General features: G+C 73.8%; 9 protein-coding genes and 1 pseudogene. 4 read left to right on the plus strand and 6 right to left on the minus strand.

Going from position 1 to position 14,689, the window contains the following annotated elements; genetic code table 11:
* Positions 1-47: 47 nt before the first annotated feature.
* Positions 48-2,756 (minus strand): DUF7594 domain-containing protein, encoded by a 2,709-nt coding sequence (locus tag B085_RS0102095; RefSeq protein WP_018556896.1) that lies wholly within the window; start codon positions 2,754-2,756, stop codon positions 48-50.
* A gap of 183 nt (positions 2,757-2,939) precedes the next feature.
* Positions 2,940-3,953, minus strand: coding sequence for a GDP-mannose 4,6-dehydratase (gene gmd / locus B085_RS0102100; RefSeq protein WP_018556897.1), 1,014 nt, complete (start codon positions 3,951-3,953; stop codon positions 2,940-2,942).
* A gap of 95 nt (positions 3,954-4,048) precedes the next feature.
* On the opposite strand from gmd, the gene B085_RS0102105 reads away from it, so the two are divergent.
* Entirely contained in the window at positions 4,049-4,999 is a 951-nt protein-coding gene (locus B085_RS0102105; protein WP_018556898.1) for a GDP-L-fucose synthase family protein, read from the plus strand.
* Positions 5,000-5,002: 3 nt separating this feature from the next.
* Here B085_RS0102105 and B085_RS0102110 read toward each other — a convergent pair whose 3' ends face one another.
* Complete coding sequence (locus B085_RS0102110) at positions 5,003-6,484, minus strand: sugar transferase (RefSeq protein ID WP_078619713.1); 1,482 nt, start codon at positions 6,482-6,484, stop codon at positions 5,003-5,005.
* A 405-nt stretch (positions 6,485-6,889) separates the two neighbouring features.
* Here B085_RS0102110 and B085_RS0102115 point away from each other — a divergent pair, with 405 nt between their 5' ends.
* Together B085_RS0102115 and B085_RS40935 are read left to right on the plus strand one after the other, a co-directional pair.
* Positions 6,890-8,608, plus strand: coding sequence for an ABC transporter transmembrane domain-containing protein (locus tag B085_RS0102115; protein WP_018556900.1), 1,719 nt, complete (start codon positions 6,890-6,892; stop codon positions 8,606-8,608).
* Positions 8,608-10,434, plus strand: a complete 1,827-nt coding sequence (locus tag B085_RS40935) for an ABC transporter ATP-binding protein (protein WP_018556901.1) — start codon at positions 8,608-8,610, stop codon at positions 10,432-10,434. The genes B085_RS0102115 and B085_RS40935 overlap by 1 nt, the downstream gene beginning before the upstream one ends.
* Here B085_RS40935 and B085_RS50370 read toward each other — a convergent pair.
* Positions 10,394-10,573: pseudogene (locus tag B085_RS50370) on the minus strand (DUF6891 domain-containing protein); the annotation flags it as partial. The gene B085_RS40935 and the pseudogene B085_RS50370 overlap by 41 nt on opposite strands.
* A 600-nt stretch (positions 10,574-11,173) precedes the next feature.
* On the opposite strand from B085_RS50370, the gene B085_RS0102130 reads away from it, so the two are divergent.
* Positions 11,174-12,166, plus strand: coding sequence for a small ribosomal subunit Rsm22 family protein (locus B085_RS0102130; protein ID WP_018556903.1), 993 nt, complete (start codon positions 11,174-11,176; stop codon positions 12,164-12,166).
* A 70-nt stretch (positions 12,167-12,236) separates the two neighbouring features.
* On the opposite strand, the gene B085_RS0102135 is transcribed toward B085_RS0102130, so the two are convergent.
* Positions 12,237-13,781, minus strand: a complete 1,545-nt coding sequence (locus B085_RS0102135; RefSeq protein ID WP_018556904.1) for an FAD-dependent oxidoreductase — start codon at positions 13,779-13,781, stop codon at positions 12,237-12,239.
* Positions 13,782-13,800: 19 nt separating this feature from the next.
* Complete coding sequence (ddaH, locus tag B085_RS0102140; protein WP_037730922.1) at positions 13,801-14,616, minus strand: dimethylargininase; 816 nt, start codon at positions 14,614-14,616, stop codon at positions 13,801-13,803.
* Positions 14,617-14,689 lie beyond the last annotated feature (73 nt).

Below are 14,689 nucleotides of genomic sequence, written 5' to 3' on the forward strand. Positions count from 1 at the left end.
GGAGGAGACCCCGGCGGGTACTTTCGGCCGGGGTCCCCGGATCGCCGCTACGAACCGAAGGTGAGCACCAGCCGCGGTCCGTTCGCCTGGGACGCGGCCTGACGCGACCAGAGCCACATCGCGTCCGTGCCCGTGCTGGTCAGCGCCAGGGCGTACGAGCCGCCCAGCGAGCCCGTGAGCTGGGAGGTGTCCAGCGGCACGGTGTACGACGTCGAGACCGTCGTCGCGCCGCCGAGCGTGCCCAGCACGGTCGGGGACAGCGCCGGCCGGCTGTTGTACGCGACCCCGGTCTCCGTCCACGCGCCCGTGACGGGCACGACGGAGACGGTGTCATTGGTGCCCGCCGTCGGGTCGCTGCTGGTCATGACCCGCAGCACGGCGCTCTTGAGGGTCTGCCCGGCCGGGGCCGGCGGCAGGCTGAAGCGCAGGTACGACAGGTAGGCCGAGCTGCCGCGGACGGCCAGCGAGCCCGAGGTGCCGTAGTTGGCCGACGGGGCACCGGCGTTGACGTAGGTGTCCTCGCCGGGGGTGAGCGTGGTGACGGTGTCGGCCGGGGCGCTGGCCAGGGCGAAGTGGTTGGCGACCTGGGCGGCGCTCAGCACGGACGGGTAGACGGCGGTCTCGTCGATCTGCCCGCCGAAGTAGCCGCTGGACGGCTGGTCCGGCCAGCCGTTGAGGTTGTCGCCGCCCGCCCGCCAGTAACCGGTGTAGTTCTCGTTGGAGGTCTGCGGGTTGCTGCCGACGAGGGTGCCGTCGACGTACATCCTCATGCCGTCGGCGCCCTGGGTGGCCACCACGTGGTGCCAGGCGCCGTTGTTGTAGGCGGCGCTGCTCGTGACGGTGTTGGTGGCGCCGGTGTAGACGCCGAAGACCAGCCGGCCGTTGTTGGTCATGTAGACGTGCTTGTCGTACTGGCTGCTGGTGCCGTTGGTGGTGTTGCCGAAGCCGACGATCTTGCCGCCCGAGGTCGTGGTGGTCCTGAACCACGACTCCACGCTGAAGGCGGCCGGACGCGGGTGGCTGCGGTCGCTGTAGACCCACTGGTCGGAGCCGTTGAAGCCGATCGCCGTGCTGGAACCGCTCACCGCGCCCGGGCTCTGGCGGTAGGACGGGCCGCCGACGTAGTCGCCGTTGTCGTCCGCGGGGGAGGCGTCGGCGGCGAAGGTGCCGCCGCTCTCGTCGTAGCGCCAGTAGAGGTTGGCGCCGTCGGAGAGCACCGCCGCGGCGTAGCTGTTGCTGCCGGAGGCCACGGTGGCCGTGGCGGTCGAGGAGAGCGGGCTGGTGTTGGTGCCGTCGCTCGCGCTGACCCGGTAGCTGTGGGTCGATCCCACGGTCAGCCCGGTGTCGGTGAAGCTGAGCTGCGGCCGCACCCACGGCAGCGAGTCGCCGGAGGTGGTGTACACCGGGGTGGACGAGCCGTCCCGGTAGACCTTGTACGTCAGCGCGCTGTCGTCGTCGTCCAGGCTCGCCTGCCAGCTCACCTTGACCTGCCCGGCCGCCAGGCTCGCCGCGCTCGCCTCGGGAGTCGTCGGGTTGCCGGTGTCGGGACCGTTGGAGAATCGGGTCAGGCCCTGCTGCGGAGCACCCTGGACGGTGGTGAACTCGCCGCCGACCCAGAGGTAGTCCTTGCCGCCCGCGGACGACACGGACATCACCCGCGGGCCGATGCTCTCGCCGAGGCCGTCGTTGGTGTCCGGGAACCAGCCGAGCAGCTTCGGGTCGTCCACCGACTGCGCCAGCAGGTGCTTGCGCCGCTGGTTCGGGAAGGCGCCCATGCTGCTGCAGTCGTGCGCGTGCGAACCGCTGTACAGCACCGTCTGGTAGACGGCGAGCGACTGCGTCGCGCCGAGGCAGGTGTCGCGCCAGCGCTGGTCGAAGTCGCTCAGGTCGAAGGCGGTGCGGCCGTCGAAGACGCCGCCGCCGGTGCCCTCGTTGGCCACGTACAGGCCCGTCGCGTCGTCCGTGATGTCCTTGACGACCGAGGTCGCCGGGAAGAATCCCACCGGGTACGCCTTCGTCAGTGCGCCGGTGCCGGTGTCCACGACCGCCAGGGCGTGCGAGTCGCTGCCGCCGACGGTGTCGAAGTCACCGCCGATCATCACATGGGTGCCGTCCCGGGCGGCCTGGACGGCCCGCCCGGGCTCGTCGCCTTGCGGGTCCCAGGCCTTCAGCGCCCCCGCGGTGGTCAGCGCCGCGAAGTACCGCCGGGACTGGCCGGCGACGGTGGTGAAGTCACCGCCCATGTAGACGGTGTCCGCGGTCACGTCCAGCGCCCGTACGGTCGCGGAGATCCCGGGGTGGAAGGAGGCGACCGGCGTGCACGTCGCGATGTCGATGGCGGCCAGGCTGTTGACCTGGACGCCGTTGACGGCGCTGAAGTATCCACCCGCGTAGAGGGTGTCGCCGTCCGGCGAGACGGCCAGGGCGCGCACGGTGGCCGTGCTGCCCGGGCCGATCGTGAACGACAGGTGGCAGTCGGTCGGTGCCCCGGTCGCGGCGTCGAACGCCGCGAAGTTCACCGCGGACTGCTCGTTGGTGCCCGCGCCGCTGCCGGGCGGGCGGACGGTGGAGAAGGTCCCGCCGGCGAAGACGACCCCCTCCGACTGGGCCATCGCCCAGACGATGCCGTTGGTCTGCCAGGTCGGGAGTTCGTCCGCGGTCATCGCCACCGGCGGGGTGAGCGCGGTCGCGGCCGGAGCCGCGGCCACCCCCATCCCCGCCAGAGCCCCCGCCACCAGTGTCCCGGCGGCGGTCATCGCCCCAAGTCTTCGCATGTGCCCCCCAAGGCCTCACTCGTGCACAAGCGGCCCATTCGGCCGCCTGTGGACGGCAGCGTAGGGGGAGGTGAAGCTCCTCGTGTGAAGGTTTGACGAAATTGTGTTCACTCTTGGCTCAAGCGGCCGTTGCCGGGACGTAACCGGCCGTCCCTTGCCGCCTGTTCACCGGTCGATGCGCACGGTCACGCCGGCGAGCTGGTCCTCGACCTGCCTGCGGTCGGCGTCGACCATGATCCGGGCCAGCTCGTCGACCCGCACGGAGGGCTTCCAGCCGAGCAGTTCCTCCGCCTTGCTGGCGTCGCCGATCAGGGCGTCGACCTCGCTGGGACGCTCGTACTTGGGGTCGTAGCGCACGTACTCCGCCCAGTCGAGGTCCACGTGCGCGAAGGCGGTCTCCACGAACTGCCGCACGGTGGCGGCCTCGCCGGTGGCGACGACGTAGTCGTCCGGCACGTCGCGCTGGAGCATCCGCCACATCGCGTCGACGTACTCGGGGGCGTAGCCCCAGTCCCGTACGGCGTCGAGGTTGCCCAGGTAGAGCCGGTCCTGCAGACCGGCCTTGATGCGGGCCACGGCGCGGGTGATCTTGCGGGTCACGAAGGTCTCGCCGCGGCGCGGGGACTCGTGGTTGAACAGGATGCCGTTGACCGCGAACATGTCGTACGCCTCGCGGTAGTTGACCGTCGCCCAGTAGCCGTAGACCTTGGCGCAGCCGTACGGGCTGCGGGGGTGGAAGGGCGTCCGCTCGTTCTGCGGCGGCGGGGTGGCGCCGAACATCTCGGAGGAGGAGGCCTGGTAGATCCGGGTCTCCACGCCGCTGGCCCGTACCGCCTCCAGCAGCCGCATCGAGCCGAGGCCGGTGACGTCCCCGGTGTAGAGCGGGGCGTCGAAGGACACGCGGACATGGGACTGGGCGCCCAGGTTGTAGACCTCGTCGGGGCGCAGGTCGCGCAGGAGGTTCACCAGGGCCACGCCGTCGGAGAGGTCGGCATGGTGGAGCACGAAGGAGCGGTCGGCCTCCTGCGGCCCCTGGTAGATGTGGTCGATCCGCTCGGTGTTGAAGCTGGACGACCGTCTGACGAGGCCGTGCACGGTGTACCCCTTGCTCAGCAGCAGCTCCGCCAGATAGGAGCCGTCCTGGCCGGTCACACCGGTGATCAGGGCGCTCTTGCCCATGCGATCTCCCCCCTTGAGTCGGTTATGTTTCTTTTGCGTACTGATGTTTGGAATCACCCCCGGTGGGGTGAACCCTCCTGGCAGAATTCGCTTCCATGAGCGAAGCGAACGCACTCCTGCCCGACCGCGCCCGGATCTTCGTCGCGGGCCACCGCGGCCTGGTCGGATCGGCGGTGACCCGGCGGCTGACCGCCGACGGGCACGAGGTGATCACCCGTGGCCGCGGCGAACTCGATCTGCGCGACGCGGCGCGCACCGAGGCGTTCCTGAAGGAGCAGCGGCCCGACGCGGTGGTGCTGGCGGCCGCCAAGGTCGGCGGCATCATGGCCAACAGCACCTTCCCGGTGCAGTTCCTCGAGGACAATCTGCGCATCCAGCTGAGCGTGATCGCCGGGGCGCACGCGGCCGGGGTGGGCAGGCTGCTCTTCCTGGGCTCCTCGTGCATCTACCCGAAGCACGCGCCGCAGCCGATCCACGAGGACGCCCTGCTGACCGGCCCGCTGGAGCCGACCAACGAGGCGTACGCGCTCGCCAAGATCGCCGGCATCGTCCAGGTGCAGTCCTACCGCAGGCAGTACGGCGCCTTGTTCGTCTCGGCGATGCCCACCAACCTCTACGGTCCCGGCGACAACTTCGACCTCGAGACCTCGCACGTGCTGCCCGCGCTCATCCGCCGCTTCCACGAGGCGCGGCGCGACGGCGCCCCCGAGGTGGTGCTCTGGGGCTCCGGCAGCCCGCGCCGGGAGTTCCTGCACGTCGACGACCTCGCCGCCGCGTGCGCGGTGCTGCTGCGCGCGTACGACGGCGAGGAGCCGGTCAACATCGGCTGCGGCGACGACCTGACGATCCGCGAGCTGGCCGAGACCGTGCGGGAGGTCACCGGCTACGAGGGTGCCGTCGCCTGGGACACCTCCAAGCCCGACGGCACCCCGCGCAAGCTGCTGGACATCTCGCGTCTCTCCGCCCTCGGCTGGAAGCCGCAGATCCCGCTGCGGGACGGGATCGCCGCCACGTACCGGTGGTGGAAGGACGCCTGCGCTGCCTGACATTCAGTACGCTCCGCGGCCGTCCACGACGGCCCGGAACGTGCGGGCCATCACGTCGACGTCGCTGGTGAGGGTCCAGTTGTCGACGTACCGGAGGTCCAGCTGGAGCGTTTCGTCCCAGGAGAGGTCCGAGCGCCCGCTGACCTGCCACAGGCCCGTCAGGCCGGGCTTCACCGACAGCCGGCGCAGCGCGACCTCGTCGTAGCGGGCGACCTCCTCCGGCAGCGGGGGGCGCGGGCCGACGAGCGACATCTCGCCCCGCAACACGTTGATCAGCTGCGGTAGTTCGTCCAGCGAGCAGCGGCGCAGGATGCGCCCGACCCGTGTGACGCGCGGGTCGCGGCGCATCTTGAACATCAGGCCGTCGCTCTCGTTGGCGGAGGCCAGTTCGGGCTTGCGGTCGTCGGCGTCCGTCACCATCGTGCGGAACTTCCACATGGTGAAGGGCACGCAGTTCACCCCGTGCCGGATCTGCTGGTAGAACACCGGCCCCTTGGAGCCGAGCCGGATGGCCGCCGCGATGAGGCCGAACAGCGGGGAGAGCAGCAGCAGTCCGACGGCGGCCCCGGCGCGGTCCAGCGCCTCCTTCAGGCTCACCTGCACCCCGCGCCGCAGCGGCGGGCTGATGTGCAGCAGGGTGAGCCCGGCGGCTGAGGTGAGCTCCACCCGCCGCACCGCGACGTCGGTGAGGCCCGGGAGCACGGCCAGCGGGATGCCCGCGTCGTGCACGGCCCAGGAGAGCTGCCGCAGGCGTTCACCGGCCATCCGCGGGCCGGGCGCGACCAGGACCAGGTCGGCGCCGAGTTCCCGCGCCGCGGTCAGCACCGCACCGGAGTCGGCGCTCGGCCGCGCCGGTGCCAGCGACTCCAGCCGGGCGGCCACGGGCGCGCCGCACTCCAGGTTGGCCAGCCCGACGGGGATGGCACCGACCACGACGTACTCGTGGTCGGTGCGCGCGGCCAGCTGGTCGACGACATAGTCGGCCGCGCTCGGCTCGCCGATCACGAGGATGCGGCGCACCGCGTGCGCCTCGCGCCGCGAGGCCAGCAGATGACGGTAGGTCAGTTTGCGGCAGGCGGTGGTCAGCAGCAGACCCGGTGTGAGGGCGAGGAGGGCCGCCGAGGGCTCGGAGCGCTCACCGAGCAGCGCGCGGACCACCGCGAGCACGCCGAGCAGGACCATCCAGTCGTAGACCACGGACAGCCCGCTGCGCGACTCGCCGAGTGCGCGCTGGGTGTACCTGCGCCGGGCGGTCTGGACGATCAGCCAGGCCGCCGCCGCGGTCACGGCGCACAACACCGGGTGCGGCTGGAACGTGGCGTCGAAGACGATCCCGACCGGGAGTGCGACCCCCACCGCGTCCGTGACGAGCGCCGCCGGCAGGTACCAGCGCGCCTTGTCGCTCAGCCCGCGCGGGGTGGCCGTACGGCCGCGCGCGGGGGACGTATCTATCGGGCCTGAATTGGGTATACCGACACGCCGCATGGACCCCCCTGGCACAACGCGACAAAAGTGGGCGCACCGCTACTTCCCCAAGCAGCCGTGCGCCGTAGTAACCCGGAACGCTATGCCAAACAGTTGTGCGTTCGCTGCGGTTTACGAAATTTCGGAGGCCAGTTGTCCTGAAGTTCACATTCGGCTTGATCTGTCCGCTGGAGGGTTCTGTGATGCGGTACGGCGCCGTCTGGGGATCGTTCCTGATCGTAGGGGGTTGAGGGCTCCCTGTCCGCGCTTCTGACGTGCTCCGGCGGGCGGTTCGCGCGCCCCCGCCCGGAGGGCGGTGTGTCCCGTCCTTTCGTATACGGGCGCGCGCTGTGGGAACCGCTCGTTTCCGGGACGGGTGGGGGGGAGGGTGACAGAGCGGACGGACCGGGTCAGTATGGTGTGGCCATGCCAGGCAGTCGCACCGCTCCCACCGCGAGGGACATCGCCAGTCCGGTCCGGTTCCTGTGGTGGCTGGTCGTCAGCCAGCGCCGCCGCGTGGCACTCGGCGCGCTGCTGGGCAGCACATGGATGGCGAGCCTGGCCCTGTCGCCCTACCTGCTGTCGCGCGCCGTCGACGACGGCCTGCGCGCCGACGACCACGGCGCCCTCGCCGGGTGGTCCGCGGCGCTCCTCGCCGGCGGCGCGTTCACGGCGTGGCTCGGCATCGCCCGGCACCGGACGATGACCAGGGTCCGGATGGACGCCTCCTTCCGCACCGTCCGGGTCACCGTGGCCCACGCCACGCGTCTCGGCGCCGCGCTGCCGCGCCGGGTCACCGCGGGCGAGGTCGTCGCCATCGGCATGAGCGACGTGCAGGCCATCGCCCAGTCGCTCACCGTGACCGGTCCCGGGGTCGGGGCCGTCGTCGCGTACGTGGCCGTCGCGGTGCTCCTGTTGTCCATATCCCCGCTGCTCGCCGCCGTGGTGCTGGCCGGGGTGCCGCTGCTCGCCGTCACCGTCGGGCCGCTGCTGCGCCGGCTGCAGGGCGTCGGCGCCGGTTACCGCGAGCAACAGGGCGCGCTGACCGCCCGGTTGGTCGACGTGGTGACCGGACTGCGGGTACTGGGCGGCCTCGGCGGCAAGGAGGCGTACGCCGCGCGCTACCGCCGCGACTCCGCGGCGCTGCGCGACCAGGGCTACCGGGTCGGCGCCGTGACCAGCTGGGTCGGCGCCCTCGGCAACGGGCTTCCCGCGCTCTTCCTCGCCGTCGTCACCTGGCTGGCCGCGCGGATGGCCGCGGAGGGGTCGATCAGCGTCGGCGACCTCGTCGCCGTCCACGGGTACGTCGCCGTGCTGGTGATCCCGGTGGCGCTCTTCATCGAGGGCGGCGCCGACCTGGCCCGTGCCACCGTCGCCGCCCGGCGGGTCACCCGCTTCCTCGCCCTGCGGCCCGAGCACGCCGACGACCCCGAACGGGCCCCCGCCGCCGCCCCCGGCGCGGCCGCCGTCCTGCGCGACCCGGGCTCCGGCGTCGAGGTCCGCCCCGGACTGCTGACCGCGCTCGCCGCCACCCGCCCCGAGGACGCCGTCGCCGTCGTCGACCGGCTCGGCGGCTTCGCCCCCTCCGACACGACCTGGGGAGACGTCCGGCTGGACGCCGTCCCCGTCGGAGCGCTCCGCGACCGGATCCTTGTCGCGGACAACGAGGCCGACCTCTTCGCCGGCACCGTCCGCGAGGTCGTCGCCGGGCGCCACGAGCCCGCCGACGACGCGATCCGCGCGGCCGTCCGCGCCGCCGCGGCGGGCGACGTCGTCGACGCCCTCCCCGACGGCCTGGGCTCCGCCGTCGCCGCGCAGGGCCGCAACCTCTCCGGCGGCCAGCGCCAGCGCCTGCGGCTCGCCCGCGCCCTGCACGCCGCCCCGGACGCCCTGCTCGCCGTCGAGCCCACCTCCGCCGTCGACGCCCACACCGAGGCGGCGATGGCCGCCGGGCTCCGCGCCGCCCGGCAGGGCCGCACGACCCTGGTCACCACGACGTCCCCGCTCCTGCTCGAACAGGCCGACGTCGTCGTGTTCCTCGTCGACGGCAAGGCGGCCGCCACCGGCGCGCATCGCGACCTGCTGCGGGACGAGGCCGGCTACCGGGCGCTGGTGGCGCGGGGCGCGGGCGAGGGGGCGGGGTGATGGCGGACGTGCTGCCGGTCGCCGACCGTACGCGGGTCCGCCGTGCGGCCCTGGGCGAACTCCGCTCCGACCGCAGGGCGTTCGCCGGCGTGCTGGCCCTCAACGCACTGGCCGCGGGCGCCGGACTCGCCGGGCCGTGGCTGCTCGGCGCGATCGTGGACACCGTCAAGGACGCGCCCGGCCGGGCCGCCCTCGCCGCCGTGGACCGGCTGGCACTCGCCATCGCCGCCTGCACGGTGCTGCAGATCCTGCTGTCCCGTCAGGCCCTCAGGGCCGGGGCCCGCTTCGGCGAGCGCACCGCGGCCCGGATCCGCGAACGCTTCCTCGACCGCGCCCTCGCGCTGCCCGCCGCCACCGTCGAGCGGGTCCCCACCGGCGACCTGGCCGCGCGCGGCACCACCGACGTCACCGCCGTCGCGGTCACGCTGCGCGACGCGGTGCCCGAGGTCCTCGTCTCCTGCGTGCAGGTGCTGTTCGTCGTCGGCGCCGTCGTCCTGCTCGACCCGCTGCTCGGACTGTGCGGACTGGCCGGCATGGCGGTGATGGGGGTCGCCCTGCGCTGGTACCTGCGCCGGGCCCGCGCCGCCTACCTCGCCGAGGGCGGGGCCAACTCGGCGCTCGCCGAGGAGCTGTCGGCCACGGCGGCCGGGGCCCGCACCGTCGAGGCGCTCGGTCTGCAGGCACGCCGCGTCGCGAAGGCCGAGACGGCCATCGCCGAGGCCCGCCGTGCCCGGCTGCGCACACTCCGGCTGCGTACGGTGCTCTTCCCGGCCGTGGACGTCTCCTACGCGCTGCCGGTCGTCAGCGTGCTGCTGACCGGTGGCGCGCTGCACCAGCGGGGCGCCGTGTCCCTCGGCACCGTGATCGCCTCGGCGATCTACCTGCGGCAGCTGGCCGGGCCGCTGGACAACCTGCTGCTGTGGGTCGAGCACCTGCAGGGCAGTGCCGCGTCGTACGCACGCGTGGAGGGCCTGGCGATGGTCCCCGCGGCCGGGCCGCCGACCGCGGCCGTGCCCGCGGGCGGGCGCATCGAGGTCACGGACGTCCGGTACGCGTACGGCCACGGCCGCGACGTGCTGCACGGCGTCCACCTGGACGTACGGCCCGGGGAACGGCTCGCCGTGGTGGGCCCGTCCGGGGCCGGCAAGTCCACCCTGGGGCGGCTGCTCGCGGGCGTCGACCGCCCCCGCAGCGGTGCCGTCACCGTCGGCGGCGTGCCGGTCGCCGACCTCGCCCCGGACGAACTGCGCCGCCAGGTCGTCCTGGTCACCCAGGAGCACCACGTCTTCCACGGCACGCTCCGCGAGAACCTGCTGATCGCGGAGCCTGCCGCCACCGACACCGAGCTGCTCGCGGCGCTGGCCGCCGTGGACGCGGCCTGGGCCGGAGACCTGCCCGACGGTCTCGACACCGCACTCGGCGGTGGCGCCCACCCCCTCGGCGGCGCCCAGGCGCAGCAACTCGCCCTGGCCCGGGTCGTCCTGGCCGATCCCCACACCCTGGTCCTGGACGAGGCCACCGCCCTGCTCGACCCGGCTACGGCGCGCAGCACCGAGCGCGCCCTCGCCGCTGTCCTGCGGGGCCGCACGGTCATCGCCGTCGCCCACCGGCTGCAGACCGCCCACGACGCGGACCGCGTCGCCGTGATGGACCGCGGGGTGGTCACCGAACTCGGCACCCACGACGAGCTGGTGGCCGCCGGCGGCGCCTACGCCGCGCTGTGGCGTTCCTGGCGCGGCACGACGGACACCCCGCAGGCCGGGGCCCAGGCTGCCGCCCGGTCCAGCCGACCAGCCGCTTGCGCCAGTCCAGAGGGGTCACCGTGATGACGCCGTCCGGGTCCCCGTCCCACTCCGACGGCAGCCCGGCCGCCGTGAGCGCCGCGACGACCTCCCGGCCGATCGCCGCCGTCGTCCCGGACGAGCCGTCGAAGCCCCCGTAGAAGAGGGGCAGCCCGCGTCCGGCGCCCCACACCGCGCCGATCCCGGAGTCACGGGGGGGAGGGTGATGGCGGCGGCCGCGAGCGCGGACAGGGCCGCGGGGAGGGAGACCTGGAAGGTCGTGACCTCCAGCGCCAGGACGGCGACCAGAGGCAGGGCCCCGGTGCCGATAGCGCTCCCCGCCGCACTCACCGCGCAGGCGCCCCACAGCCGGCCGAAGTCCCGGCGTGCGTCATCCGATTGGTCATCCGATTGATCGTCCGACGAGGTCGTGGCGGCCGGGCCCAGACCCATGCCTCCGACATGCGGCACAGGTGCGTACCGGGCCGGACGGCGCGACCCCGCGAGCCGGCAGGACACGCCCTCTGGTCCGCCCGCGGGTCCGGACGGTCCCGGACGAGAGTCCCAGCGTGGGTTGCCGGGACCCCCGAGACCGAGGAGACGCGGTCGATCCGCTGCGGGGCCTCGTCCACGCCCGCGCCGTCGTCAGCTTCCGGCTCGTGGCGGCAGTGGCCCGGTCGCGTCCCGGCGCCGGCGACCTTGCCGCCGCCCCCGAAGCGGGTGCCGGTGCACCCTGGCGGCGCCCGCGCCGGCCCCGTCCGGGCGGCCCTTACCCTTGACCTTTGTGTCCTCTCTGCAATCCGCCCTCGCCGGACTCCTCGACGGGCTGCCGCCGGGCCGTGCCACCCAGGCCGTCGACCGGCTGATCGCCACCTACCGGGGGCGCACGCCCAGCAGTACCCCGATCCTGCGCGACCGCTCCGACGTCGCCGCCTACGCGGCCTACCGCATGCCGGCCACCCACGCCGCGGTCGGCGCCGCGCTCGCGGAGTTCCGGGCCCGGGCGGGGGAGTGGGCGCCGGCGAGCCATCTGGACGTGGGCGGCGGGACCGGCGCCGCGACCTGGGCGGTCGCCGACGCCTGGGAGGAGGGGACGCACACCAGCACCGTCCTCGACTGGTCGGACGCGGCGCTCTCGCTCGGCCGCGAACTGGCCGCGGAGTCGGAGCACGCGGCGGTGCGGGACGCACGCTGGCAGAAGACACCGCTGGGCGGCGGCGCCCGGCTGCCCGAGGCGGACCTGGTCACGCTGTCGTACGTCATCGGCGAACTCACCGCGGCCGACCGCGACGCGGTCGTCGCGGAGGCCGCCAGGGCGGCGCGCGGCGCCGTGCTCGTCGTCGAACCGGGCACGCCCGACGGCTACGCGCGCGTCCTCGCGGCGCGCGAGAGGTTCGTCGCGGACGGCTTCCACGTCCTCGCCCCCTGCCCCCACGACGGCACCTGCCCGGTGCAGGCGCCGGACTGGTGCCACTTCGCGGCGCGGGTCGCCCGGACCTCGCTGCACCGGCAGGTCAAGGGGGGCTCGCTGCCCTACGAGGACGAGAAGTTCAGCTACGTCGCCGCCGCCCGCTTCCCCGCGGACCAGGCCGGTGCGCCGGACCGGGTCGTCCGGCACCCGCAGATCCGCAAGGGCCAGGTCCTCATCGACCTGTGCACGGTCGGGGACGGCCTGCGCCGCGACACCGTGACCAAGCGGCAGGGTCCGCTGTACCGCGCGGCCCGCGACGTCGCGTGGGGCGACGCCTGGCCGCCTCCTCCCGCGGAGCCGGAGTAGTCCCGCGGGCGCGGACGCCCGGGGCACGGCCTGTGTCCCGGGTCCGCGGGGCGACCGCCCGCCCGCGCGGTCACCGGCCGCCCAGCACCGCCATGGCCGCGTTGTGGCCCGGAACGCCGCTGACGCCGCCGCCGCGCACCGCTCCCGCCCCGCACAGCAGCACGTTCGCGTGCGCGGTCCCCACGCCCCAGGCGCCGCCGCCCGACTCCGCGTACGGGAACGCCAGGTCCCGGTGGAAGATGTGCCCGCCGGGCAGGCCGACCTCCCGCTCCAGGTCGAGCGGGGACTTCGCCTCGATGCACGGCCGCCCGTCCGCGTCCACCGCCAGGCAGTCCGCCAGCGGCTCCGCGAGCACCCCGTCCAGTTGCGCCAGGGTGGCCTTGAGCAGGGACTCCTTCGCCTGCGCGGGGTCGTCCGCGAAGAGCCGCGCCGGGGCGTGCAGCCCGAAGAGGGTGAGGGTGTGCACGCCCTGGGCGGCCAGGTCGGGGGAGAGGATCGAGGGGTCGGTCAGCGAGTGGCAGTAGATCTCGGAGGGCGGCGCCGTGGGCACCGCGCCCTCCGCCGCCTCGCGGTAGGCCCGGTCCAGCTGGGTGTACGACTCGGCGATGTGGAAGGTGCCGGCGAAGGCGTCGCGCGGGTCCACCGCGGTGTCGCGCAGCCTCGGCAGCCGGCGCAGCAGCATGTTCACCTTGAGCTGGGCGCCCTCCGGCTTCTCCGGGGCGGCCTCGCCCAGCAGACCGGCCAGCGCGTACGGGGAGGCGTTGACCAGCACGTGGCCCGCGCCCACCGCGCCGCCCTCGAAGGACACCTCGGCCCGCGTGCCGTCGGTCCCGACGGCCGTGACCTCGGTGCCGGTCACGATCTCCGCCCCGGCCGCCCGCGCCGCGTCCGCCAGGGCGTCGGTGAGGGCGCCCATGCCGCCGACGGGCACGTCCCAGTCGCCCGTGCCGCCGCCGATGACGTGGTAGAGGAAGCAGCGGTTCTGCAGCAGCGAGGGGTCGTGGGCGTGGCTGAAGGTGCCGATCAGGGCGTCGGTCAGCACCACGCCGCGCACCACGTCGTCCTCGAAGACGGACTCGACGGTCTCGCCCAGCGGCCGTTCGAACAGCGCCGACCAGGCCTCCGGGTCGTCCACCGTCCGCTCCAGCTCGGCCCGGGAGGGCAGCGGCGCGGTCAGCGTCGGGAAGACGCGCTCGGCGACCCGCTGCGTCATGCCGTAGAAGCGCTGCCAGGCCTCGAAGTCGCGGTCGGAGCCGGTCAGCCGGACGAAGCTCTCGCGGGTCGCGGACGGCGACTCGGCGTCGACGAGGAGCCCGCCGTCGCCGTGCGGGGTGTAGGAGGAGATGCGCCGCCGCCGCACGGCGAAGCGCAGCCCCAGGTCGTCGACGATCTTCCGGGGCAGCAGGCTCACCAGGTACGAGTACCGGGACAGCCGTGCGTCCAGACCGGTGAAGGCGCGGGTGGAGACGGCGGCGCCGCCGGTGCCCGGCAGCCGCTCCAGCAGCAGCACGGAGCGGCCCGCGCGGGCGAGGTACGCGGCGGCGACGAGGCCGTTGTGGCCACCGCCGACGATCACGACGTCGTACGAGGTACGGAGGGGCAGCTGCTGCGACATGCGCCCCTTCGTATCACGCTCAGTCGCGCAGCTCCATGGTGCAGCACTTCACGCTGCCGCCGGCCTTGTGCAGTTCGGACATGTCCACCGGCACCGGCTCGTAGCCGCGCTCGCGCAGCCGCCGCAGCAGCCCGGTGGCCCCGGAGGGGACCAGGACGTGCAGGCCGTCGCTGACGCAGTTGAGCCCGAAGGCCGCGGCGTCCTGCCGGGTGGCGGTCAGCGCGTCGGGGAAGAGCCTGCGCAGCACCGCGCGGCTGCCGGGGGAGAAGGCGTCCGGGTAGTACATGATCTCGTCGCCGGAGAGCACGCACAGCGCGGTGTCCAGGTGGTAGAAGTGCGGGTCGGTGAGCTCCAGGCCGATGACGGGGCGGCCGAAGAACTCCTGGAGCTCGGAGTGCGACAGCGGGCTGCTGCGGAAGCCCTTCCCGGCCAGCAGCCAGCTCTCGGTGACGGCGAAGTCCCCTTCGCCCTCGTTGGCGTGGTGCGGGTCGTGCACCTCGCCGTAGCCGCGGTTCAGGAACCACTCGCGGTGCGCGGGAGCCTCCGCGGCCCGCTCGGGGTTGGCGAAGCGGGCGCCGAAGACCCGGCCGTCGACCACGGTGGCGCCGTTGGCGGCGAAGACCATGTCCGGCAGGCCCGGCAGCGGCTGCAGGATCTCGACGGTGTGCCCCAGCGCGCGGTAGCGGTCGCGCAGGTCCTCCCACTGCAGCAGGGCGAGCGCGGGGTCGACCGGCTTCGTGGGGTCCATCCAGGGATTGATGGAGTACGTGACGCGGAAGTACGTGGGAGGACACATCAGATACCGGCGGTACGAGGCGGTTCGCGCTGCGCTCAATGAAGGCTCCTCGCGGTGTGGTTGAGGCCCGTGTGACCCGTAGTGACATGGTGGACCCACAGCGGACACCGCG

The sequence above is a fragment of the Streptomyces sp. BoleA5 genome, from assembly GCF_000373665.1.
In the GTDB taxonomy this organism is placed as follows: domain Bacteria; phylum Actinomycetota; class Actinomycetes; order Streptomycetales; family Streptomycetaceae; genus Actinacidiphila.

Excerpts from the sequence above, each read along its gene's own strand:
- B085_RS40935 (WP_018556901.1), top strand. The coding sequence starts at position 8,608 with ATGGCGGACGTGCTGCCGGTCGCCGACCGTACGCGGGTCCGCCGTGCG.
- B085_RS0102095 (WP_018556896.1), bottom strand. The coding sequence starts at position 2,756 with ATGACCGCCGCCGGGACACTGGTGGCGGGGGCTCTGGCGGGGATGGGG.
- B085_RS0102115 (WP_018556900.1), top strand. The coding sequence starts at position 6,890 with ATGCCAGGCAGTCGCACCGCTCCCACCGCGAGGGACATCGCCAGTCCG.
- B085_RS0102135 (WP_018556904.1), bottom strand. The coding sequence starts at position 13,781 with ATGTCGCAGCAGCTGCCCCTCCGTACCTCGTACGACGTCGTGATCGTC.
- gmd (WP_018556897.1), bottom strand. The coding sequence starts at position 3,953 with ATGGGCAAGAGCGCCCTGATCACCGGTGTGACCGGCCAGGACGGCTCC.
- B085_RS0102110 (WP_078619713.1), bottom strand. The coding sequence starts at position 6,484 with ATGCGGCGTGTCGGTATACCCAATTCAGGCCCGATAGATACGTCCCCC.
- B085_RS0102105 (WP_018556898.1), top strand. The coding sequence starts at position 4,049 with ATGAGCGAAGCGAACGCACTCCTGCCCGACCGCGCCCGGATCTTCGTC.